Below are 20,575 nucleotides of genomic sequence, written 5' to 3' on the forward strand. Positions count from 1 at the left end.
CGGCGGCCCACATCAGCCGTGCCAGGACCGCCAGAGTGCCGCGTACGCACCGTCGGCGGCCACCAGTTCGTCGTGGCTGCCCAGTTCGCTGATCCGGCCCTCCTCGACGACCGCGATGACGTCGGCGTCGTGTGCGGTGTGCAACCGGTGCGCGATGGCTACTACGGTGCGGCCGTCCAGCACTCTGCCCAGTGAGCGCTCCAGGTGGCGGGCCGCCCGTGGGTCGAGCAGGGAGGTCGCCTCGTCCAGCACGAGGGTGTGCGGATCGGCCAGTACCAGCCGGGCCAGCGCGATCTGTTGGGCCTGGGCAGGGGTCAGTGCGTGGCCGCCCGAGCCGACCTCGGTGTCCAGCCCCTGGTCCAGGGCCCGCGCCCAGTCGTCGGCGTCCACCGCGCCGAGCGCGGCCCACAGTTCGGCATCGGCCGCTCCGGTACGCGCCAGCAGGAGGTTGTCGCGGAGCGAGCCGACGAAGACATGGTGTTCCTGGTTGACCAGCGCGACCTGCTCGCGGAGCCGCTCGGCCGGCATCCTGGACAGCTCGGCGCCGCCCAGGGTGACGCTGCCGACGCGGGGCCCGTAGATACCGGCCAGCAGTCGGCCGAGCGTCGATTTGCCGGCGCCGGACGGACCGACCAGCGCCAAGCGGCTCCCCGGGCGGACCCGCAGCGAGACCTCGCGCAGCACGTCGACGTCGGCGCGGTAGCCGAAGCTCACCTGGTCGGCGTGGACGTCCCGGCCGTCCGGGAGCCGGTCCGCGTCGGTGGCCTCCGGGGCGACCTCCCGGACGCCGACGAGCCGCGCGATGGAGACCTGGGCCTCCTGGAGTTCGTCGTACCAGCGCAGGATGATGCCGACCGGATCGATCATCATCTGCGCCAGCAGCGCCCCCGTCGTCAGCTGCCCGGGACTGATCCAGCCCTCCAGGACGAAGGCGCCGCCGAGCAGCAACACCGCTGCCAGGAGCAGCACATGCGCCATATCGATGACGGGGAAGAGCACCGAGCGCAGATAGAGCGTGTAGCGCTCCCACTGGGTCCACTCTTGGATGCGGCGTTCCGACAGCGCGATGCGGCGGGCGCCCAGCCGGTGGGCCTCGACCGTGCGTCCCGCGTCGACGGACTCGGTGAGCACGGCGGACACCGCGGCGTACCCGGCGGCCTCCGAACGGTAGGCGCCCGGCGCCCGCTTGTAGTACCAGCGGCAGCCGACGATCAGCAGCGGCAGCGCGAGCAGCACGGACAGGGCCAGCGGCGGCGCGGTCACGGTCAGCCCGCCGATCAGCAGCGCCACCCACACCACGCCGATGGCCAGCTGCGGTACGGCCTCGCGCATCGCGCTGGAGAGCCGGTCGATGTCCGTGGTGATCCGGGACAGCAGATCGCCGGTGCCGGCCCGCTCCAGTACGCCCGGCGGCAGCGCCACCGACCGTACGAGGAAGTCCTCCCGCAGATCCGCCAGCATCCGCTCGCCGAGCATCGCCCCGCGCAGCCGGACCATACGGACGAACACCGTCTGGGCGGCCAGCGCGACGGCGAACACCGCGACCGTACGCCCCAGGGGGAGATCGCGGGCGCCCGCGGACAGGTCCTCGACGATGCCGCCGAGCAGATACGGGCCGGCCATGGAGGCGATCACCGCGGCCGTGTTGACGGCGATCAGCACGGTGAACGCCCGGCGGTGACGGCGGATCAGGCCGCGGACGTAGCCGCGGACGGTGGCCGGTGAGCCGACGGGGAGGGTCGTGAGGGTCTGCGGGGCGTTCGGATCGTATTCCGGGGGCGCCAGGCCGATCATGCGGTCTCCTCGATCTGGCCGGTCGGCAGCGCCGGCTCGGGGTCCGTCTCGCGGGTGACGACCGCGCGGTAGGCGGGGTGGCTGCGCAGCAGTTCGCGGTGGCCGGCCGTGGCGACGGCCTTGCCCTCCTGGAGGAAGACCACCTGTTCGGCCCGGTCCAGGAGGAGCGGGCTGGAGGTGAACACGACCGTTGTCCGGCCGGTCCTGATCGTCCGCAGACCGTCGGCGATCCGGGCCTCGGTGTGGGCGTCGACGGCGCTGGTCGGCTCGTCGAGTACCAGCACTTCCGGGTCGGTGACGAGTGAGCGGGCCAGCGCCAGCCGCTGTCGCTGCCCGCCGGACAACGACCGTCCGCGCTCGGTGATGTAGGTGTGCATCGGGTCGCCCGAGTCGTCGGCCGAGGCCTGTGCCAGCGCGGTCAGCACATCGCCACAGTGGGCCGCGGCCAGTGCGTCCGTCGCGCCCACCCGCCCGGAGGCCGGGACGTCCAGCAGTTCGCCGAGGGTGCCGGAGAGCAGCATCGGGTCCTTGTCCTGGACGAGTACGGCCCTGCGGGCGGTGTCCCGTGGCAGATCGTCGAGCGGGGTGCCGCCGAGGACGACGGACAGACCGGCTCCTTCCTCGCCGCCCTCGTCGGGCTGCGGCGGGTGTCCGCCGAGGCGTTCGGCGAGCCGGCCCGCGGCGTCGGGGTCGCCGCAGACCACCGCGGTCAGCCGGCCGGCCGGGGCGGTCAGACCGCTGACCGGGTCGTGCAGCGCGCCGGTGGGCGGCGTCGCCCGGTCCTCGGTCCGTTCGCCGGTCGGCCGGTGCTGGGCCAGGACGCGGGCCGTGCGCTTCGCGGAGGGTTTGGCGAAGGAGTAGGCCTGGGCGATCTCTTCGAAGCGGCGCAGCGGGAAGAGCAGGAAGGTGACCGCGCTGTAGAGGGTGACGAGATCGCCGACCGCGATGGTGCCGTCGAGGGCGAGCCGGGCGCCGTACGAGACCACCGCGATGAGCAGCAGGCCCGGCAGCAGTACCTGGAGGGCCGAGATCAGGGCCCACATCCGGGCGCTGCGGACGGCGGCCTTGCGTACCTCTTGGGAGGCGCTGCGGTAGCGGCCCAGGAAGAGTTCCTCGCCGCCGATGCCGCGCAGCACCCGCAGCCCGGCGACGGTGTCGGAGGCCAGCTCGGTGGCCTGGCCGGCCTTCTCGCGCTGGGCGTCGGCGCGCCGGGTGGCGGGCGGCAGCAGCGGCAGGACGGCCAGCGCGAGTACGGGTACCGCGACGGCCACCAGGATGCCCAGTTCCGGCTGGTAGAAGGCCAGGGCGACGGAGACGCCGATGGTGACCAGGGCCGCCGCGGCGAACCGGGAGAGGGCCTCGACGAACCAGCCGATCTTCTCCAGGTCGCCGGTGCTGACGGTGACGATCTCACCGGCCGCCACCCGCCGGGTCATGACCGAGCCCAGTTCCGTGGTCTTGCGGGCGAGCAATTGCTGCATCCGGGCCACGGAGGTGATCCAGTTGGTGACGGCCGCACGGTGCAGCATGGTGTCGCCGGCCGCGATCAGCGCGCCCAGGGCCAGGATCAGGCCGCCGGCCAGGAGGAGCCGCCCGCCGTCGCGGTCCACCACGGCCTGCACGGCGAGGCCCACCGGCAGTGGGGAGGCGGCGATGGCGCCGATGTTCACCAGTCCCCAGGCCAGGGCCTTGAGCTGGCCGCCGAGCTGTCGGCGGCAGAGCCACCGGAGGAAGGCGCCGCCCGTACGGACGTCCGGGACGCCCGGGTCGGGGTGCGGAAGGTCACGAAGGTGCATGGTGTCCCAGCCGGAGTCGTGGTGAAGGGGCGGCAGCAGGCCGTCCCGGCAGGCGAATGCCCCTCCGCGGATGTCGCGTCGTCGGTGGAGGTCCTGGAAGATTGGCCCGCGGACTGGGTGGATTTCAAACGGGTTTTCCGCTGTGGCCATGCGATTCGGACAATCGTGCGGCGGTGGTGTGGGGACGGCGGTTGGTGGCCGGGTGGGCCGGGTGCCCGGTGCGCGGCGGGCGAGCGCTGACCGGCCGTCGGATGCGGGGTGCGACCATGGGGCCATGCGGACAGCGGGCGGGGCGATACGGATGGCGGCGGTGGCCGCGGCGGGGCTGGTTCTTCTGACGGGCTGCGGCGGTGGTGCGGGCGGCGGCCGGGACGGCGGCGGCAAGGACGACGGTGCGGCGAAGGGGGAGCGCCCCGGTGGCCCGGCCCGCGGCGGGTCGTCCACCACACACCTCAAGAACATCCCCGAGGTCGGCACGGCCCTGCGGTCCCGGATCCCGGCGGCCACCCGGCAGGTCGTGGCGGTCTACGGCGCGGGCGTGAACTCCGCCGACGCCACCGTCGTCCTCTACGACAAGGGCACCAACGGCTGGGACCGCAAGGCGAGTTGGGACGCGCACAACGGCCGGCGCGGCTGGACGGTGAATCACCACGAGGGGGACAAGCGCAGCCCCGTGGGCGTGTTCCCGCTGACCGATGCGGGCGGTGTGCTCGCGGACCCCGGCGCCAAGCTGCCCTACACCCACTCCTCGGCGTTCACCCCGCCGTCGTACTGGTCCAAGAACACCCGCCACGACTTCGACTACGTCGTCGCGATCAACTACAACCGCGTCAAAGGCACCTCCCCGCTGGACCCGACCCGGCCGGAGGGGCAGTCCAAGGGCGGCGGGGTCTGGCTGCATCTGGACCACGGCAGCGGCACCTCCGCCTGCGTCAGCGTCCCGAAGTCCGGGATGCGGGCCTTGCTGCGCGGCCTCGATCCGGCGCGGCACCCGGTCATCGTCATGGGGGACAAGGCGCACCTGGCGGCCTGAGCGGCGTAACGGGGCGCGTACTGGCAGCGTTGGGAGAGCGCCCCGGAACCGGGTGACGGCAGGGCCCGGCCGGCGCGCCACCACCGCCCGCCGGGCCCCGGAGCGCTCCCTCCTACTCCTCCGGTTTCTGCGAATCCATTCCCGGCCGCGCCTTCTTCCACTGCCCGCGGGTGAAGTCGGGAATTTCCTGCGGCATGCCCTTCGCCTTGATCGACAGATCGCTCAGCGGCACCGGCGCGGTCCAGGTCGCCGCGTCATAGACGTCGAAGTCCGGTACGAGGCCCAGCCGCATGCACTGCATCAGCCGGAAGACCAGCATGTAGTCCATGCCGCCGTGCCCACCGGGCGGGTTGGCGTGCTCCTTCCACAGCCAGTGGTCCCACTCCGCGTACTTGCTGAAGTCGCCCCACTCGTCGTTGCTCTGGTCCGGCTCGATATAGATCCGCTCCGGATAGTCCTCGAAGACTCCCTTGGTGCCGCCGAGGCTGTTGATCCGGCTGTAGGGGTGTGGGGTGGAGACATCGTGCTCCAGCCGGATCACCCGCCCCTTGGCGGTCTGGACGAGGCTGATCGTCCGGTCGCTCTCGATGTACGACTCCTTCCAGCTGGGGTCGTTCGCCGGCATGTGCGCCTTGCGGTAGGCGGCGAGACCGAGCGCGGGGGTGCCGAAGCTGGAGATCCGCACGGCGCGGTCGCCGCGGTTGATGTCCATGTAGTTGGCGACCGGGCCGAACCCGTGGTTGGGGTAGAGGTCGCCGCGCAGCCGGGTGTGCCACAGCCGGCGCCAGGGCCCCTCGTAGTACTTGGGGTCGAACATCAGGCCGCGCAGATCGTGGTTGTACGCGCCGGCGCCGTGCAGCAGATCGCCGAACAGGCCCGCATGGGCCATCCGCAGCACCCGCATCTCGTTCTTGCCGTAACAGCAGTTCTCCAGCTGCATACAGTGTCTGCGGGTGCGCTCGGAGAGATCGACCAGCTCCCACAGCTGGTCCAGCCGCAGCGCCAGCGGGCATTCCACGCCTACGTGTTTGCCGTTGAGCATCGCGGTCTTCGCCATGTCGAAGTGCCAGTCCCAGGGCGTGGCCGCGTAGACGAAGTCGATGTCGCCCCGCTTGCAGAGGTTCTCGAAGTCATGGTCGCCCTTGGTGTAGACGGCCGGCGCCGGCTGCCCCGCGTCGGTGACCTTCTTGGCGGCTTTGGCGGTCTTCTCCTTCACCGGGTCGCAGAGGGCGACGACGCGGACGCCCGGTACCGCGAGGAACAGGTCGATCATGCTGCCGCCCCGGTTGCCGAGGCCGATGATGCCGACGCGTACGGTGCCGCGCCGCTCGAAGGGCACTCCGATCATCGTCCTGCCGGTGGCGCGGGGGGCCGCGGCGGCGGTGCCGGGGGTCACCGCGCCGGGTGCGGCCGCCGCGGCCGGTCCGGCCGAGAGGCCGCCGAGCCCCAGTCCGGCGCCCGCAGCGCCTGCGGTCCACAGGACCGAACGGCGGCTCGGACCGGCCTCGTTGGGGTCAGGGTTCTGCGATGGTGCCTCGTTCATCGGTCCTCCAGGAGCGGTGGGGTGCCGGGGCATACGTGAACCTCGGTCAGGACCCTGTCGGCCGTTGGCCTGAGGCACAAGAGGGCCGATTGGACTCTTGTTACGGCACGCTTGGACTCTTTGCCGCAAGAGCGGATCCATCACGGCAAGGCCGGACGTGCCGCCGCCAGTTCCTTTCGTAAGGCGCTGAAAAGCCTTGCAGAAAGCATTGACGTGTCCACAAGGCAAACGGCAGGCTCCGGTACGGACATCCCCCATGGCGGCCGGCGCGTGGCTGCTCTCGTGGGCGCGGTGCGCGCTGCCGCGCCCCATGACCAAGGAGCCGCAAGATGCAGCAACGTTCCCGTCTGGTGGGCGGGGCGCTGGCCGGCGTGCTGGCCGCGGCCGGCCTCGCCACCTTCGCACCGTGGTCCTCCCAGGCCGCCCCGCCCGGCGAAAAGACCGTCACCGCCACGCTGTTCGAGTGGAAGTACGCGGACGTCGCCAAGGCATGCACCGACCAGCTCGGCCCGGCCGGCTACGGCTATGTCGAGGTCTCGCCCGCCTCCGAGCACATCAAGGGCGACCAGTGGTGGACCTCCTATCAGCCCGTCAGCTACAAGATTGCCGGACGGCTGGGCGACCGGGCCGCGTTCGCCTCGATGGTCAGCGCCTGCCACGGCGCGGGCGTCAAGGTCGTCGCCGACGCCGTCATCAACCACATGGCGGCCGGAGCCGGTACGGGCACCGGCGGCACCCGGTACACCAAGTACGACTACCCCGGCACCTACCAGGACCAGGACTTCCACGGCTGCCGCAAGAGCATCTCCGACTACGGCGACCGCAATGACGTCCAGACCTGCGAACTGGTGGGCCTCGCCGACCTCGACACCGGACGCGACCAGGTCCGCGCCACCCTCGCGAAGTACCTCGACGACCTGCGGTCACTGGGCGTGGACGGCTTCCGGGTGGACGCCGCCAAGCACATCTCCGCCTCCGACCTCGCCGCCGTCAAGGGCAAGATGCGCGACCCCGGTTACTGGGTGCAGGAGGTCATCCACGGCGCCGGTGAGGCGGTGCAGCCCGAGGAGTACACCGGCAACGGCGATGTCGACGAGTTCCGTTACGGCACCCACCTCAAGAGCGCCTTCCAGGGCGGCAACCTCGCACAGCTCCGGTCCATCGCGGACGGCAAGCTCGGCAGCGACCGGGCCCGTACCTTCGTCGACAACTGGGACACCGAGCGCAACGGTTCGACGCTCACCTACAAGGACGGCGCGGCCTACACGCTCGCCAACGTCTTCATGCTCGCCTCGCCGTACGGGTCGCCGAACGTCTACTCCGGTTACGAGTGGTCCGACAAGGACGCCGGACCGCCCAGTGGCAGCGACGGCTGGACCCGTCAGCACGCCAAGCAGGCGGTCACCGGGATGGTCGGTTTCCGCAACGCGGTGGGTTCGGCGGAGCTGACCGACTGGTGGGACAACGGCGGCAGCGCGATCGCCTTCGGCCGGGGCGGCAAGGGCTTCGTCGCCCTCAACAACGGTGACGGGGAGCTGAAGCAGACCTTCGCCACCTCGCTGCCCGCCGGCACCTACTGCAATGTCGTGGCGGCCGCGCCGTCCGCGTGCGACGGCCACACGGTCACCGTGGGCGACGGCGGCAAGGCACAGCTCACGGTCCCCGCCAAGGGCGCGGTGGCGCTGCACCTCACGCGCTGACCCGCACTCCCGCATCCGCCGGGCGGACCTGCCGCTCCCGGCGGATGCGGGCCCCACGTCCCGGCGGATGCGGGACTCCCGCCGCCCGGCCACGCCCTCAAGCGGGCCGGGTGGCCAGCTCCAGCGCCTGAAGGACCGAGTGATAGCCCCGGCCCGCCGTCGCATGGTCCATCCCGACCTCGCACATCCGGTTCGCCGACAGATGCGCGTCGAAGTGCCGGGCGGTCACCTCGGCCGCCTCCTTCGCGGTGGCCGACTCGGTCAGCTCCCGGTGCAGCATCCCGCGGTCCCCGGCGAACGCACAGCAGCCCACGTCGTCCGGCACCACGACCTCCCGCGCACACGCCTCGGCGACCCGGCGCAGCTGCGACTCGTCGCCCAAGTGCTGCATGGCGCAGGTCGGATGGAGCACCGCGGAGCCGACCGCGCGCACCGTCTCCAGACGGGGCAGCAGCTCCTCGGCGGCCCAGACGACCGAGTCGACGACGGTCAGCTCCTCGTGCAGCGCGCGATTGCCGGGCGTCAGATACGGCACGACCTCATGGGCGAGGCCCAGCGTGCACGAGGAGGCGTCCACCACCAGCGGCAGCCGCCCGCCCGCCGTCCACCCCCAGGCCGCCTCGACGATGCGGTTGGCCATCACCTCGGTGCCGCGCCGGTACCCCTTGGAGTGCCAGATCGTGGCGCAGCAGGTACCGGACACGTCCGGCGGGATCCACACCGGCCGGCCCGCCCGCCGCGACACCGCCACCACCGCCTCGGGCAGTGACAGTCCGGGGAACCCGTCGGGCGGCCCGAAGATCCGGTTCACACAGGCCGGGTAGTAGACCGCGGCCGCGCCCGCCCGGCGGGTCACGGGCCGCGTACGGGGCGCCGCGCCGGGCATCCGCGGCAGCCACTCGGGCACCAGGTCGGGGCGTACGGCCTTACGGGCGGCGCCGGTCACCGGCCGCAGCAGCCGTTCGCCGATCCGGTCGGCGGCGGCCACGGCCAGCCGCGCCGCCTGCTCGACGGCCTTGAACCGCCGGGCGGACTGCGCGGCGATCCACTCCTCGCGCGGAGTGTGCCGCCGGTGCCGGAAGTCCTTCATCAGGGCGCCGGTGTCGATCCCCACCGGGCAGGCCAGTTGGCAGACCGAGTCACCGGCGCAGGTGTCCACGGCGTCATAGCCATAGGCGTCCAGCAGCGCGGTGGTGACGGGGGAGCCGGCCGGCTGGCGCAGCATCTCGCGGCGCAGCACGATCCGCTGGCGGGGTGTGGTGGTCAGGTCCCCGCTGGGGCAGGCCGGTTCGCAGAAGCCGCATTCGATGCACGGGTCGGCGCGGGCCTCGACCCGGGGGAGGGTCTTCAGCCCGCGCAGATGCGCCCGTGGGTCGCGGTCGAGCAGGACGCGTGGCGCCAGGATGCCGTGCGGGTCCACGGTCTCCTTGATCCGCCACATCAACTCCGTTGCCCGCGGGCCCCATTCGAGCTCCAAGAACGGCGCGATGTTCCGTCCGGTGGCGTGCTCGGCCTTCAGCGATCCGTCGAAGCGCTCCACGGCCAGCCGGCAGAACTCGTCCATGAACGCGGCGTAGCGCGCCACCTCGGCCGGCTGCGAGGCGTCGAAGGCGAGCAGGAAGTGCAGATTGCCGTGTGCGGCGTGGCCCGCCACGGCCGCGTCGAAGCCGTGCCGGGACTGGAGTTCCAGCAGGGCCGTACCGGCCTCGGCGAGCCGGGCCGGTGGCACCGCGAAGTCCTCGGTGATCAGCGTCGTCCCGGCCGGCCGGGAGCCGCCCACCGCTGTCACGAACGCCTTGCGGGCCTTCCAGTAGCCGCCGATCGCGCCCGCGTCCCGGGTGAAGGCATTGGTGACGGACGGGACCGGCGCGACCAGTTCCAGTTCCGTCAGCACCCGCGCTGCGGCCCGTTCGTACGCCTCCTGTCCCGCCTCGTCGGGCGCCCGGAACTCCACCAGCAGTGCGGTGGTCTCCTTGGGCAGCGCCGCCCAGTCGGCGGGTACCCCGGCCACGCGTACCGAGGCGCGCAGCGTGTTGCCGTCCATCAGCTCCACCGCGCGTGCGCCCGCCGCGTTGAACCGCGGTACGGCCGCGGCCGCGGCACCGAGGGTCGGGAAGAACAGCAGCGCACTGGAGGTGCACCGGTCCAGCGGCAGGGTGTCGAAGACGGTCTCGGCCAGGAAGCCGAGGGTGCCCTCGGAGCCGACCATCAGGCCACGCAGGATCTCCACCGGTGTCGTGCCGTCGAGGAAGGCGTCCAGGCGGTAGCCGTTGGTGTTCTTGATCTCGTACTTGGCGCGGATCCGAGCCACCAGTTCCGGATCCGCCTCGATCTCCGCCTTCAGCGCCAACAGGCCTGCACACAGCGCCGGTTCGGCCCACGCCAGCTCCGCGTCGGCGTCCGGTTCCGCGGTGTCGACGATCGTGCCCGAGGGCAGCACGATCGTGGCCGAGGCCAGCGTCCGGTAGGAGTTACGGGTGGTGCCGGCCGTCATCCCGGAGGCGTTGTTGGCGACCACGCCGCCCAGGGTGCAGGCCACGGCACTGGCCGGATCGGGCCCGAGCAGCCGCCCGTACCGGGCCAGCGTGGTGTTGGCGCGCAGCACGGTGGTGCCCGGCCGGATGCGGGCGCGGGCCCCGCCGTCGAGCACCTCGATGCCGGTCCAGTGGCGGCGTACGTCGACGAGGATGTCCTCACCCTGCGCCTGCCCGTTGAGCGAGGTCCCGGCGGCCCGGAAGACGACCTTGCGGCCCTTGCCGTGCGCGTAGGAGAAGACCGCGGAGATGTCGTCGAGGTCCTCGGCCACCACCACGACCTGCGGTACGAAGCGGTACGGGCTGGCGTCGGAGGCGTAGCGCACCAGGTCGGAGAGCGAGTGGAGCACCTTGTCCGCGCCGAGCAGTGCGATCAGGTCACCGCGCAGCGGCTCGGGGGTGCCGGACGCCCGCGGGCCGGCCACCCGGTCGTGAGCCGGGCCGCCGGGGGCGGTGGGCCGCAGGGTCTGGGGGTCCGGCTCCAGCAGGGGCATGCGGCACTCCTCCGGTTGACGGGGTGTCAGGGCCGGTCCGGCGGTCCGGTGTGCACCACCGGCCCACCGGACCGGCCCTGGCTCACTGCGCGGCCCCCGGTCCGTCGACCAGGGTGGACAGCAGTCCGCCGAGCACCTCGCGCTGCTCGCCGGTGAGCGGTGCCAGGATCTCCTCCGCGGCGGCCCGGCGGGCACTGCGCAACGCCCGCAGGGTGGATCTGCCGGTGTCGGTCAGCTCGATCCGGATCACCCGCCGGTTGGCCGGATCGGGCACCCGGCGCACCGCGCCACGGTCCTCCAGTGCGTCCACCAGCGTGGTCACCGCACGCGGGACGACCTCCAGCCGCTCGGCGAGGTCGGCCATCCGCGGCGGGGTGTCGCCGTAGTGGCCGACGATCCGCAGCAGCCGGGACTGTGCGGGGGTGAAGGAGAGGTCCAGGTGCTCCAGATGGTGCTTCTGGGCGCGGTGCATCCGGCGGGTCAGCCGTACCAGCTGCTCGGCGAGGTTGGTGGTGCTGACCGTCGGCTCGGGGGAGGGCATACCGCGAGGATAGCGGACAGCAGGACCTTGTTCATTGTGAGCTTAGGTAACAATGAGCTAAGCTCCACGATGCTGGTGCGCCCGTCCGCACCCATCTGTCTTCCGCACCCCCTCGAAGGAGCCCATGCGCAGCGACGAACCCCAGTGGACCCCACCGCCCAAGGACCCGGAGCAGCCGGTCCCGTTGCGGCGGATCCTCGCGCTCTTCCGCCCCTACCGCGCCCGGCTCGCCCTCGTCGGCCTGCTCGTCGGCGCCTCCTCGCTGGTCTCGGTCGCCTCCCCGTTCCTCCTCCGCGAGATCCTGGACGTGGCGATCCCCGCCCGGCGCACCGGACTGCTCACCCTGCTCGCCCTCGGCATGATCGTCACCGCGGTCACCACCAGCGTCTTCGGTGTGCTGCAGACCCTGCTGTCCACCACTGTCGGCCAGCGCGTCATGCACGACCTGCGCACCGCCGTCTACGCCAAGCTCCAGCGGATGCCGCTGGCCTTCTTCACCCGCACCCGGACCGGCGAGGTCCAGTCCCGGATCGCCAACGACATCGGCGGCATGCAGGCGACGGTCACCTCCACCGCCACCTCCCTGGTCTCCAATCTGACCTCTGTCCTCGCCACCGTCTGCGCCATGCTCGCCCTCGACTGGCGGCTCACCGTCGTCTCGCTGCTGCTGCTCCCGCTCTTCGTCTGGATCAGCCGCCGGGTCGGCAACGAGCGCAAGAAGATCACCACCCAGCGGCAGAAGCAGATGGCCGCCATGTCCGCGATGGTCACCGAGTCCCTCTCGGTCAGCGGCATCCTGCTCGGCCGCACGATGGGCCGCGCCGACTCCCTCACCAAGGGCTTCGCCGACGAGTCCGAGCGCCTGGTCGACCTGGAGGTCCGCGCCAACATGGCCGGCCGCTGGCGGATGGCCACCATCGGGATCGTCATGGCCGCCATGCCCGCGCTGATCTACTGGGCGGCCGGTCTGGTCCTCCAGTTCGGCGGCCCGGTCTTCTCCCTCGGCACCCTGGTCGCCTTCGTCTCGCTCCAGCAGGGCCTGCTGCGTCCCACCGTCTCCCTGCTGTCCACCGGCGTACAGATACAGACCTCACTCGCGCTCTTCCAGCGCATCTTCGAGTACCTCGATCTGCCGGTCGCCATCACCGAGCCCGCCGAGCCGGTCCGGATCCCGGCCCCGCGGGGCGAAGTCCGCTTCGAGAACGTGACGTTCCGCTACGACCCCGAGGCCGCCGCCACCCTCGACGGCATCGATCTGGCCGTCCCCGCCGGCGGCAGCCTCGCCATCGTCGGCCCGACCGGCAGCGGCAAGAGCACCCTGAGCTATCTCGTGCCACGGCTCTACGACGTGACCGGCGGCCGGGTCACCCTCGACGGCGCGGACGTCCGCGACCTCGACTTCGACACCCTCGCGCGCTCGGTCGGCGTGGTCTCCCAGGAGACCTACCTCTTCCACGCCTCGGTCGCCGACAACCTCCGCTTCGCCAAACCGGACGCCACCGACGAGGAGATCGAACGCGCCGCCAGGGCCGCCCAGATCCACGACCACATCGCGGCCCTCCCCGACGGCTACGACACCCTCGTCGGCGAGCGCGGCTACCGCTTCTCCGGCGGCGAGAAGCAGCGCCTCGCGATCGCCCGCACCATTCTGCGCGACCCGCCGGTCCTCGTCCTGGACGAGGCGACCAGCGCCCTGGACACCCGCACCGAACACGCCGTACAGCAGGCCATCGACGAGCTGTCCGCGGGCCGCACCACCCTCACCATCGCGCACCGTCTGTCCACGGTCCGCGACGCCGACCAGATCGTCGTCCTGGACGCCGGCCGGATCGCCGAGCGCGGCACTCACGACGAGCTGCTCGCCGCCGACGGGCGCTATGCGGCGCTGGTACGGCGTGACGCACACCTCACCCCCGTCGCCGAGCAAGTGATGACCCCGTAAGTGACCGACGGGTAAGGTCGAAGGCGCGGCGGCCAGTTCATTGGTCGGGGTGGCCGCCGCACTCATTCGTCGGCGGGAAGCCGTGTCGGCTCCGGCTTCCCGCTGGCTCATTACTCGCCGCGTTCCCCTCCGGGGCACCGTACGGCCGGTGCCGCTCGCCCCGGCGGGACGTCCGGTGATTCCTCAGTCCTGGTCCGCACCGTCTCCCCTGTGGGGAAGCAGCGGGAACAGTCGCGTGATGAGGGCCACCGGCAGAGCGCCCTCGGGCCGGGCCAGGGGGCGCTGTTCGCGGTCCTGGTAGGGCGCGAGCGCCCGCCGGATCACGTCCGCGACCCGGCTCATCTCTTCGGGCGTCAGGTAGGCGACGGCGCTGAAGGCTTCGTCATGGCGCCATGCGGGCGGCGCCCCCTCCCGCTGGGTCAGCCATCGCTGCCAGCTCTCGTCCTCCAGCCCCCGGGCCAGATCGCCGAACTGCTCCTCCATGGGCCCGTCGGCAGCGGAGGGGGGCTGCCGCAGACGCCAGGGGCGTGCCCGGCCCCCACTGTGGGGGGCCTCTTCGAGGTACCCGTGCCGTGCGAGCTGCCGCAGGTGAAACGAGCAGAGCCCGGAGCTGTAACCCAGCCGGTCGGCGGCTTCGGTCGCCGTGACGGTGCCGACTTCGGCGAGCAGGTCCAACAGGGCGGTGCGGACTTCGTGCTCGCGCAATGCGCCGTCGGTACCGGCGCTCCGCTCGTCCGGGGCGTTGAGGTCATCTTCGGTCACTTTGCAAACTCTGCTACTTTGCAAAGGAGTTGGCAAGCGGCAGTCCTTGCTGCCGGTATCAGCCGCGGTGACCTCCGCGGCATCTGGGGCGTGCACAAAAAGGGGAGGCAGCCATGTCTGTTCGTCACGAGCGGTCCCGTCCCGTCGACCGGCGAGTGCGGGTGCAGGGGCGGCCCGTTGACTCGTATCCGGCTCTGCCGGTGGAGGCGGAACGGGGATCGGTGCGCCGGGTCACGGTGGTGGGGGAGGAGGTGCTGAGTCGTCGGTGCCGGGAGGTGACCGCGTTCGGAACCCCGGAACTGTCGGCGTTGATCGACGACATGTTCCGGACCATGTATGCAGCCGACGGTGCGGGCCTGGCGGCCAACCAAGTCGGCGTCGATCTGCGGCTGTTCGTGTATGACTGCCCGGACGACGACGGGATCCGTCATGTCGGCCACCTCGTCAACCCGGTGCTGGACCTGCCCGATGCAGGGAGTCGCCGGCTCCTTGACGATGTCGAGGGCTGTCTGTCCGTGCCCGGCGCCGCCATGGCGGTTCCGCGTACCGACCGCGCTGTCGTCCGCGGGCTCGACAAGGACGGCAACCCTCTTGTCATCGAGGGGACGGGCTACTTCGCCCGGTGTCTCCAGCACGAAACGGATCACCTCATCGGCCACACCTACCTTGACCGTCTCTCCAAGAGGGACCGCAAAGATGCCTTGCGGCAGATGGAGGACCGCCGTGAGGACGTCTTCGCCCGTCGCGCGATCAAGGCCGCCGATTTGGGGCGGTGAGATGCGGCGGTTCCTGGTGTGTGCTGCCGGCCCAGGTTCTCGTGCGCGGTGCTCAAGCCGAGCGAGCTGGCCCTCGAGACGTTCAGCAACGTCAAGGCCGTTCTCAGCAAGCCGCTCTTCCCCGACACCGTGCGGGCCGTCTACCCGCCCTTCACCACGGCCAAGGAGCGGCTGCTCCGCCGGATCAGGTGAGGCACGGTGACGGCTATCCGGCAGCCGGCCGCTCAATGAGGGTGTGCGTCAGCTGCATCAGGCGCTCCCTGGCGGCGATGTCGTAGGCCTGAGCGTGTGCCCGGGTGTCGGTGAACCGGTCGAAGTAGCGGCCCGTGGTTGTGGCGAGATCCGGATCGAGCAGCAGCCGGACGGTCGGGCGCACCCCTTCCTCGATGCCGATGAGCGGAGTCAGGCCGTACGCGCGCACCCCGTCGGTGTCCATGAGATGGGCCGGGTGCAGCGTGTTGACCGTGACGCCGGTCCCGGCCAGCTCGGCGGCCAGATGGAAGGTCGCCATGATCAGCGCGAGCTTGCTCCGGCAGTAGGCGCGCAGCCCCTCGTAGTCCCGCTCCAGCATGAGGTTGTCGAAGTCGATGGCCTCCTGCCCGATCGAGGCGACGTTGACCACGCGGGCCGGCGTCGAGGTGGTCAGCAGCGGTAGCAGCGCACGGGTGAGGGCGTACGGGGCGAGGTGGTTCACGGCGAACCGCAGCTCATGGCCCTGCCGGCTCACCTCGCGCCGGAGCGGCTCGGTGCCGCCGCCCGCGACGGCGTTGTTGATCACCCCGTCGAGCCGGGGCTCCGCCGCCCGGATCCGGTCGGCCATCGCGTACACCTGGTCGAGGTCGGCCAGATCCGCGAGGTAGGTACGGACGGTGGTGTCGGGGGCGGCGGCGCGTACCTCGGCCGCCACCTTCCCGAGACGATCAGGGTCGCGGCCGTGCAGCAGAACGGTGCCCCCGCGGGCGGCGAGATCGAGTGCCAGGCCGCGTCCCATTCCCTGGGTGGCGCCGGTGATCAAGGTGGTACGTCGCGTCATGACAACCAGCCTGCGGGCAGGGCGCGATGACCGACAGTGCGTGCTGAACCTGGTGTCGCCACCACCAGTAAATTCGCCGCTCAGTAACGTACGCGGTCGTGGAGCGCGGCGGCGTTCAGCTCCACTTCGGGATGAAGCGGTAGGACCCGGCGGAGTCCTGCAGCACCTGCTGCATCCGTACCGATGACGTCGAGGGGTTGCACGAGGACTTCCGGACCGGGCTCAAGGCGGCGTACGGAGGAATCCCGCCCCGCGGGCTGCCGCGCATCGGGCTGCTGAAGGAGTGCTGGTCACAGCCGCTCGGTTGGGGCTGTGAGCGGCGTCCTGGTTCCGGTACGCCTCAGCGCTGACGGCTCGACGCACCTGGCGGCGGCGTCCCGCGGCGGACGGCGGTCAGCTCCACCAGACGTGGAAGGTGGTGGGCAACGCCTGCAGCGCAGCCAACTCAGCTGCCAGCTCGGGTGCGGCCGCCTCGATCCGTTGTCCCTCCACCAGCGGCGCGGAGCTGTAGATCTTGCGTAGCGAGAAGGTCCAGCCGGGGCGGTCCGGGGGAGTGGATCCGGCCTCGACGTTCAATCGGTGCAGCTCGTAGCGGACCATGGTGCTCTCCGCCTGTGTGACGGCGCAGGAGTCGAACGCGGTCCACAGCTGCGGATCTGTCATCCGGGCGAGCCGGGCCGGGGCGAGGGGTGTGCCGTCGAGCAGTTGGCGGGCCAGGCGGCGGACCACCGAGGCCGGGCCGACGTTGTCCCACGAGGTGTGCAGTCGGGCTTCCGCGCAGATGAGGTCGACAAGCGAGGCGGCCGTCGCGGGGTCGGCTGACACCGCGGCGTCTTCGAGGCCGAGGCGGTCCAGGAGGGCGGCTGGATCGGTGTTGAGACGTCCGGCGGCCCGCCCGCTGCGTACGTAGGAGTCGAGATGGTCGAGATTCAGGAGGCCCGAGCGGTTGGTGAGGGGCGAGTGGGCCGTCCCGCCGAGTGCGGTGGCGACGGCCTCGGGGCTGATCCCGTGCTTCTCCAGCACGGGACGGATCGGGTCGGTCCGCACCAGCTGCACACCGATGGCGTGATGATCGAGTCCGGCCACGCCTTCGAAGGTGTGGCTCAGGGGCAGATGGCCGATGTCGTGCAACAGCGCCGCGACCCGCAGCAGTTCGTCCTCCGGACGGAAGTGTGCGACCAGTGCGAGGACACCGAGGGTGTGCTCAAGCCTGGAGTACGACTGCAAGGTGCTGACCGTCGAGGCTCCGCCGTGTGCGACGAAGTGCAGGCGCCGGAGCGGTTCGGTCCTTAGGAGGGCGACTTCCACGGGGTGCAGGCGGACGGGAATCTGCCACAGGGGGTCGGTGAACACCGTGGTCAGGCCCACCACATTGGTCGGGACGGGCCCGGCGGCGGCGGTCTCGTTTCCGGGCGGCGAGCTTGGGTTCTTTGGGCTGTCCACCAGGTCACTCTAGGGCGAGCGGATACCCGCTGCCGGCGGCCGGCTTCCCGTCGATCATGAGCGGGTACGCGCGCTCCGTACGCGTGGAGTTCGTCGCCGGACGATCATGCAGGCGGACCCTGCCGCTCCGCCGGAATGCCCGGGTGTCATGTGCTCCGGAACCGGTCCGCCGGTGATTCATCGCCGGTACGGTGGACGTCCGCCACGGGCCTGAGGCCCGTCTCTTCGGATTGCGAGAAGTCCGATGAACCAGATTGCAGCCGACACTTATCTGGCCGCGGCGGTGGTGGTGCACCACGCCCGTGTGCTGATCGTGCGCCGTAGTTACCGCGAGCGATTTCTGCCCGGCGCCTGGGGGGTGCCGTGCGGGAAGCTCGATCGTCGGGAGACCGCCGAGAGCGGTGCCCTGCGGGAGTTGAAGGAGGAGACCGGGCTGCTCGGCACCATCGTCGCGCACACCGGCTCGACCAGCTTCCTCAGTGACTACCAGGGCCGCCGCGTCCACAACCATCAGGAGAACTTCGTTGTCCGCCCGCTGACGCTGGATGTCGTCCTGCCCAGCCCGGACCAGGCCCACCGCTGGGTGCGGCCCGCCGAGCTGGCCGAGGCGGGGGTGGACGCCTACAACCTCACGGTGATCCGGCAGGCGCTCGGCGGGCGGCTGGACGCCGCCGGGCTCCGCGCCATGACGGCCCGCTTCGGGCACCCTGGTCTGCCCCCTTTCAATAGCCCAAAGACGCTGCCAGGGCGTCGAGTTCAGCAAGGTAGGCGGCCGGCGGCAGCGGAGTCTTGGGCGGTGGATCCGCGCGTTCGGCGCCGCCGGGGCTGACTTCACGGGCGGACCTGGCCTCACCGGGGGCCTGGACCTCGCCGCCGGACCTGACCTCACCGGCGGACCCGGCCTCGCTGCCGGGCCTGACCTCGCCGGTCCGGCCGGTGCCGCCGGCCGGGCCCGGATCACCGCCGCTGTCCCTGACGGAGCCGCAGTCGTCCCTGTCCGAGCCGCGGTCCCTGACGCGGCTGCGGCTCCTGACATAGACATCGGTCACCGATCGCTGTGGCGCGGTCTCCAGGAACAGCGTCACCGTCGGCTCCTCGCTCACCACCCGGTGCAGCGTACGGGCGGCCAGGCCATAGCTCCGCCCGGCGCCGTACTGCTCGGTGTGCAGCAGCCGCAGCCGTGCGTCGCCGACCCGTCGCAGGCGCCAGGCCCCGCCGGGGCCGTCGATGGTCTCCCGGTAGGCGATCGCGGGCACACCGTCCGCGGCCGGCTCGTAGCACTCCATCCGTACCCGGCCGCGGACCACCGCCGAGGCGATCGCACAGCGGTGATTGTGGATGTCCTCGGAGACGGCGCCGGCCGCACCGTGCCAGAAATGGATCCGCAGCATGAACCGGGGCGCACCGGCCAGCAGCAACAGCTTGTCGAAGCCCAGCACATGGCGGTACGACAGCCGGACGCACTCCGCGAGTTCCAGATCGCCGACGGATAATCGGCGGACCAGCGGACCGAGCGTGCCGGGGTGCGCCAGCTGGGCGGTCACCTGGCGCGCCGACTCGGGCGACGGCGGCTCCGGTCCCGCGCCCAGCCCTTCCACCAGCAGCCGACGGGCCTCCTCGACCTGCATCTCCGCCTCCCCTTCACCGAACCCCCTGGCCGCATACGGCTCCTGAACCGAACCGGCAGCCCAGAAGAGCACCCCGCCCCTCGGCCCCGGCCCGCCTCATGGCCGGTAGACCATCAGGGCGTACCGCCGCAGCACCGACAGGCCCTGATACGCCATCCATACCGGGTGGCCCATGGGCCCGTCGTCCCATCGCCACACCCCGCCCTGCTGCATACCGTGTACCCGCGCCACGGCAGCGGTCAGCTGTGCCTCCCACACCGGCAGCCCCACCTCCTCGGCCGCCACCTGCCGGGCACCGTCCGTCATCAGCGCGCGGGCCACCCACGCGGCCGCGAAGTGCCGTACGGACAGCAGCTCCTGATGCAGCGGATCCTCCTGGACCGGCCGCCGGACCTCTTCCTGGCAGTTCAGCAGATCGGACGCGCCGCCCCCTGGCGCCGCCGGGCCGGCCAGCAGCCAGCGCACCCCCTCCTCGCGCACCGCCCGCTGCCGCTCGTCCTCGCCCAGGACCCGTGCGGCCCGGTCCAGTGCCACCACGGCCCGTGCGGTGTGCACCGCGGACGGCGCCGGATTGCCGTGGCCGGTGGCCAGCGCCGCGCCCCAGCAGCGGTGGTGGTCGCGCGCCGGATCGGCGGTGGCGCCATTGACCAGCACCTCCCGCAGGCCGTCCAGCGCGGTGGCCCCGGGCGCCGCCCGCAGCAGCCCGCGCAGCACATTGGTGACCACATAGGTGTTCGCCAGCCCCGACGCGTCATGGTCCGGGTCCCACAGCACCTCGCAGGAGCGTATTTCGGCCTCCAGCAGCCGTGGATCGGCACCGGCCCGCGCCAGCGCACCCAGCACGATCGCGGACACCTCGGGGCGCGCCCCGCTGCCCTGGGAGCGGGCGGCCCACCCGCCGCCGGGAAGCCGCAGCCGCCACAGCGTCTCGGCCACCTCACCGGCCCGTATTCGGCCGTCGCAGGGCGCGATGTCGAGCAGCAGATGCAGCCCGTACGCCGTGCCGAACGCCGTCGGATGCACCGGCGGTTCGCTCTCCGCGAGGGAGTGCGGCCAGCCTGTGAGCGGTCCGCGGCCGGGCACCTCGATCACCGTGAGACCGCGCCGGAGCGCCTGGTACGTGCCGTCCACCAGCTCCGGCAGCGACCCGGCGGGCGCGGGCGCGGGGACGGGCGGTGGTACGGCGGAGGCGGCCGCGGCGCGGGCCCGCAGCAGGGCCGCCGCCAGCCACACCACGGCGCCGACAGCGGCCCCGGCGGTCGCCGCCACGCAGTAGCGCGCCGCCTCGCCCGCGAGATTCTGCGGCAGGATCCCCAACAGCGCCTGGAACACGGCGAACGCGGCGGCCGGCACACCCAGCCGCGCCAGCCACGGCAGCAGCCGGGCCGGGGCCAGGACACGCGGGGCGGCCTCGGGCGGCGGGCCGGGATCCGCCACGGGCGCGCGGTCGGCCGCACCGGGACGCTGTGGTGGTAAGTCCTGCCGCAGCACCATCTGCTGCTCCCTCCCCCCGGGCGCGCGCCCCCGCACCGCCTGTGCGAAGGGCATCCCGATCA

Annotated in this window: 16 protein-coding genes and 1 pseudogene; 7 read left to right on the forward strand and 10 right to left on the reverse strand. The window is 71.9% G+C overall.

The window, feature by feature from the left end; translation table 11 throughout:
• Positions 1–12: 12 nt before the first annotated feature.
• Positions 13–1,794, reverse strand: coding sequence for an ABC transporter ATP-binding protein (locus QT196_RS34465; RefSeq protein ID WP_168482584.1), 1,782 nt, complete (start codon positions 1,792–1,794; stop codon positions 13–15).
• Complete coding sequence (locus QT196_RS34470) at positions 1,791–3,590, reverse strand: ABC transporter ATP-binding protein (RefSeq protein WP_266732577.1); 1,800 nt, start codon at positions 3,588–3,590, stop codon at positions 1,791–1,793. Before QT196_RS34470 ends, QT196_RS34465 begins: the two co-directional genes overlap by 4 nt.
• A 274-nt stretch (positions 3,591–3,864) precedes the next feature.
• On the opposite strand from QT196_RS34470, the gene QT196_RS34475 reads away from it, so the two are divergent.
• A complete protein-coding gene (locus QT196_RS34475; protein ID WP_266732579.1) occupies positions 3,865–4,623 on the forward strand; it encodes a hypothetical protein in 759 nt (252 codons plus the stop codon).
• Between the two features lie 112 nt (positions 4,624–4,735).
• On the opposite strand, the gene QT196_RS34480 is transcribed toward QT196_RS34475, so the two are convergent.
• Complete coding sequence (locus QT196_RS34480; RefSeq protein WP_168482586.1) at positions 4,736–6,166, reverse strand: Gfo/Idh/MocA family oxidoreductase; 1,431 nt, start codon at positions 6,164–6,166, stop codon at positions 4,736–4,738.
• Positions 6,167–6,495: 329 nt separating this feature from the next.
• On the opposite strand from QT196_RS34480, the gene QT196_RS34485 reads away from it, so the two are divergent.
• Positions 6,496–7,866 (forward strand): alpha-amylase family protein, encoded by a 1,371-nt coding sequence (locus tag QT196_RS34485; protein WP_266732582.1) that lies wholly within the window; start codon positions 6,496–6,498, stop codon positions 7,864–7,866.
• 97 nt (positions 7,867–7,963) lie between these two features.
• Here the strand turns inward: QT196_RS34485 and QT196_RS34490 are convergent, their stop codons facing one another.
• Complete coding sequence (locus QT196_RS34490) at positions 7,964–10,894, reverse strand: FAD-binding and (Fe-S)-binding domain-containing protein (protein ID WP_266732584.1); 2,931 nt, start codon at positions 10,892–10,894, stop codon at positions 7,964–7,966.
• Positions 10,895–10,976: 82 nt separating this feature from the next.
• On the reverse strand, positions 10,977–11,435 hold the full coding sequence (locus tag QT196_RS34495; RefSeq protein ID WP_168482589.1) for a MarR family transcriptional regulator: 459 nt from the start codon (positions 11,433–11,435) through the stop codon (positions 10,977–10,979).
• Between the two features lie 124 nt (positions 11,436–11,559).
• Here QT196_RS34495 and QT196_RS34500 point away from each other — a divergent pair, with 124 nt between their 5' ends.
• Positions 11,560–13,377, forward strand: coding sequence for an ABC transporter ATP-binding protein (locus QT196_RS34500; RefSeq protein WP_168482590.1), 1,818 nt, complete (start codon positions 11,560–11,562; stop codon positions 13,375–13,377).
• A gap of 183 nt (positions 13,378–13,560) precedes the next feature.
• Here QT196_RS34500 and QT196_RS34505 read toward each other — a convergent pair whose 3' ends face one another.
• Positions 13,561–14,139: a helix-turn-helix domain-containing protein gene (locus QT196_RS34505; protein WP_266732588.1), complete on the reverse strand. Its 579-nt coding sequence runs from the start codon at positions 14,137–14,139 to the stop codon at positions 13,561–13,563.
• 113 nt (positions 14,140–14,252) lie between these two features.
• On the opposite strand from QT196_RS34505, the gene def reads away from it, so the two are divergent.
• Both def and QT196_RS34515 read left to right on the forward strand, forming a co-directional pair.
• Positions 14,253–14,915 carry a peptide deformylase gene (gene def / locus QT196_RS34510; protein WP_168482592.1) on the forward strand — a complete coding sequence of 221 codons (663 nt, stop codon included), beginning with the start codon at positions 14,253–14,255 and terminating at the stop codon, positions 14,913–14,915.
• 48 nt (positions 14,916–14,963) lie between these two features.
• Entirely contained in the window at positions 14,964–15,107 is a 144-nt protein-coding gene (locus QT196_RS34515) for a hypothetical protein (RefSeq protein WP_168476351.1), read from the forward strand.
• A gap of 13 nt (positions 15,108–15,120) precedes the next feature.
• Here QT196_RS34515 and QT196_RS34520 read toward each other — a convergent pair whose 3' ends face one another.
• A complete protein-coding gene (locus tag QT196_RS34520; RefSeq protein ID WP_266732596.1) occupies positions 15,121–15,948 on the reverse strand; it encodes an SDR family NAD(P)-dependent oxidoreductase in 828 nt (275 codons plus the stop codon).
• Between the two features lie 89 nt (positions 15,949–16,037).
• Between QT196_RS34520 and QT196_RS34525 the strand changes: the two are divergent.
• Positions 16,038–16,232 (forward strand): annotated as a pseudogene (locus QT196_RS34525) (VOC family protein); the annotation flags it as partial.
• Between the two features lie 109 nt (positions 16,233–16,341).
• Here QT196_RS34525 and QT196_RS34530 read toward each other — a convergent pair.
• The gene (locus QT196_RS34530; RefSeq protein ID WP_266732598.1) at positions 16,342–17,391 is read right to left on the reverse strand and encodes an HD domain-containing protein; all 1,050 of its coding nucleotides are present in this window, start codon (positions 17,389–17,391) and stop codon (positions 16,342–16,344) included.
• A 244-nt stretch (positions 17,392–17,635) separates the two neighbouring features.
• On the opposite strand from QT196_RS34530, the gene QT196_RS34535 reads away from it, so the two are divergent.
• Positions 17,636–18,220 carry an NUDIX hydrolase gene (locus tag QT196_RS34535; RefSeq protein WP_323139136.1) on the forward strand — a complete coding sequence of 195 codons (585 nt, stop codon included), beginning with the start codon at positions 17,636–17,638 and terminating at the stop codon, positions 18,218–18,220.
• On the opposite strand, the gene QT196_RS34540 is transcribed toward QT196_RS34535, so the two are convergent.
• Both QT196_RS34540 and QT196_RS34545 read right to left on the reverse strand, forming a co-directional pair.
• Positions 18,114–19,019, reverse strand: a complete 906-nt coding sequence (locus tag QT196_RS34540) for a hypothetical protein (RefSeq protein ID WP_168482596.1) — start codon at positions 19,017–19,019, stop codon at positions 18,114–18,116. The genes QT196_RS34535 and QT196_RS34540 overlap by 107 nt on opposite strands.
• Before the next feature lie 96 nt (positions 19,020–19,115).
• Entirely contained in the window at positions 19,116–20,567 is a 1,452-nt protein-coding gene (locus tag QT196_RS34545) for a hypothetical protein (RefSeq protein ID WP_266732601.1), read from the reverse strand.
• Positions 20,568–20,575: the final 8 nt, after the last annotated feature.

Source organism: Streptomyces sp. P9-2B-2 (assembly GCF_030406865.1).
GTDB lineage: Bacteria > Actinomycetota > Actinomycetes > Streptomycetales > Streptomycetaceae > Streptomyces > Streptomyces platensis.

What these genes read in the sequence shown, in the direction of transcription:
- QT196_RS34465 (WP_168482584.1), bottom strand. Translation starts at nt 1,794, where the DNA reads ATGATCGGCCTGGCGCCCCCGGAATACGATCCGAACGCCCCGCAGACC.
- QT196_RS34470 (WP_266732577.1), bottom strand. Translation starts at nt 3,590, where the DNA reads ATGCACCTTCGTGACCTTCCGCACCCCGACCCGGGCGTCCCGGACGTC.
- QT196_RS34475 (WP_266732579.1), top strand. Translation starts at nt 3,865, where the DNA reads ATGCGGACAGCGGGCGGGGCGATACGGATGGCGGCGGTGGCCGCGGCG.
- QT196_RS34480 (WP_168482586.1), bottom strand. Translation starts at nt 6,166, where the DNA reads ATGAACGAGGCACCATCGCAGAACCCTGACCCCAACGAGGCCGGTCCG.
- QT196_RS34485 (WP_266732582.1), top strand. Translation starts at nt 6,496, where the DNA reads ATGCAGCAACGTTCCCGTCTGGTGGGCGGGGCGCTGGCCGGCGTGCTG.
- QT196_RS34490 (WP_266732584.1), bottom strand. Translation starts at nt 10,894, where the DNA reads ATGCCCCTGCTGGAGCCGGACCCCCAGACCCTGCGGCCCACCGCCCCC.
- QT196_RS34495 (WP_168482589.1), bottom strand. Translation starts at nt 11,435, where the DNA reads ATGCCCTCCCCCGAGCCGACGGTCAGCACCACCAACCTCGCCGAGCAG.
- QT196_RS34500 (WP_168482590.1), top strand. Translation starts at nt 11,560, where the DNA reads ATGCGCAGCGACGAACCCCAGTGGACCCCACCGCCCAAGGACCCGGAG.
- def (WP_168482592.1), top strand. Translation starts at nt 14,253, where the DNA reads ATGTCTGTTCGTCACGAGCGGTCCCGTCCCGTCGACCGGCGAGTGCGG.
- QT196_RS34520 (WP_266732596.1), bottom strand. Translation starts at nt 15,948, where the DNA reads ATGACGCGACGTACCACCTTGATCACCGGCGCCACCCAGGGAATGGGA.
- QT196_RS34535 (WP_323139136.1), top strand. Translation starts at nt 17,636, where the DNA reads ATGAACCAGATTGCAGCCGACACTTATCTGGCCGCGGCGGTGGTGGTG.
- QT196_RS34540 (WP_168482596.1), bottom strand. Translation starts at nt 19,019, where the DNA reads ATGCAGGTCGAGGAGGCCCGTCGGCTGCTGGTGGAAGGGCTGGGCGCG.
- QT196_RS34545 (WP_266732601.1), bottom strand. Translation starts at nt 20,567, where the DNA reads ATGCCCTTCGCACAGGCGGTGCGGGGGCGCGCGCCCGGGGGGAGGGAG.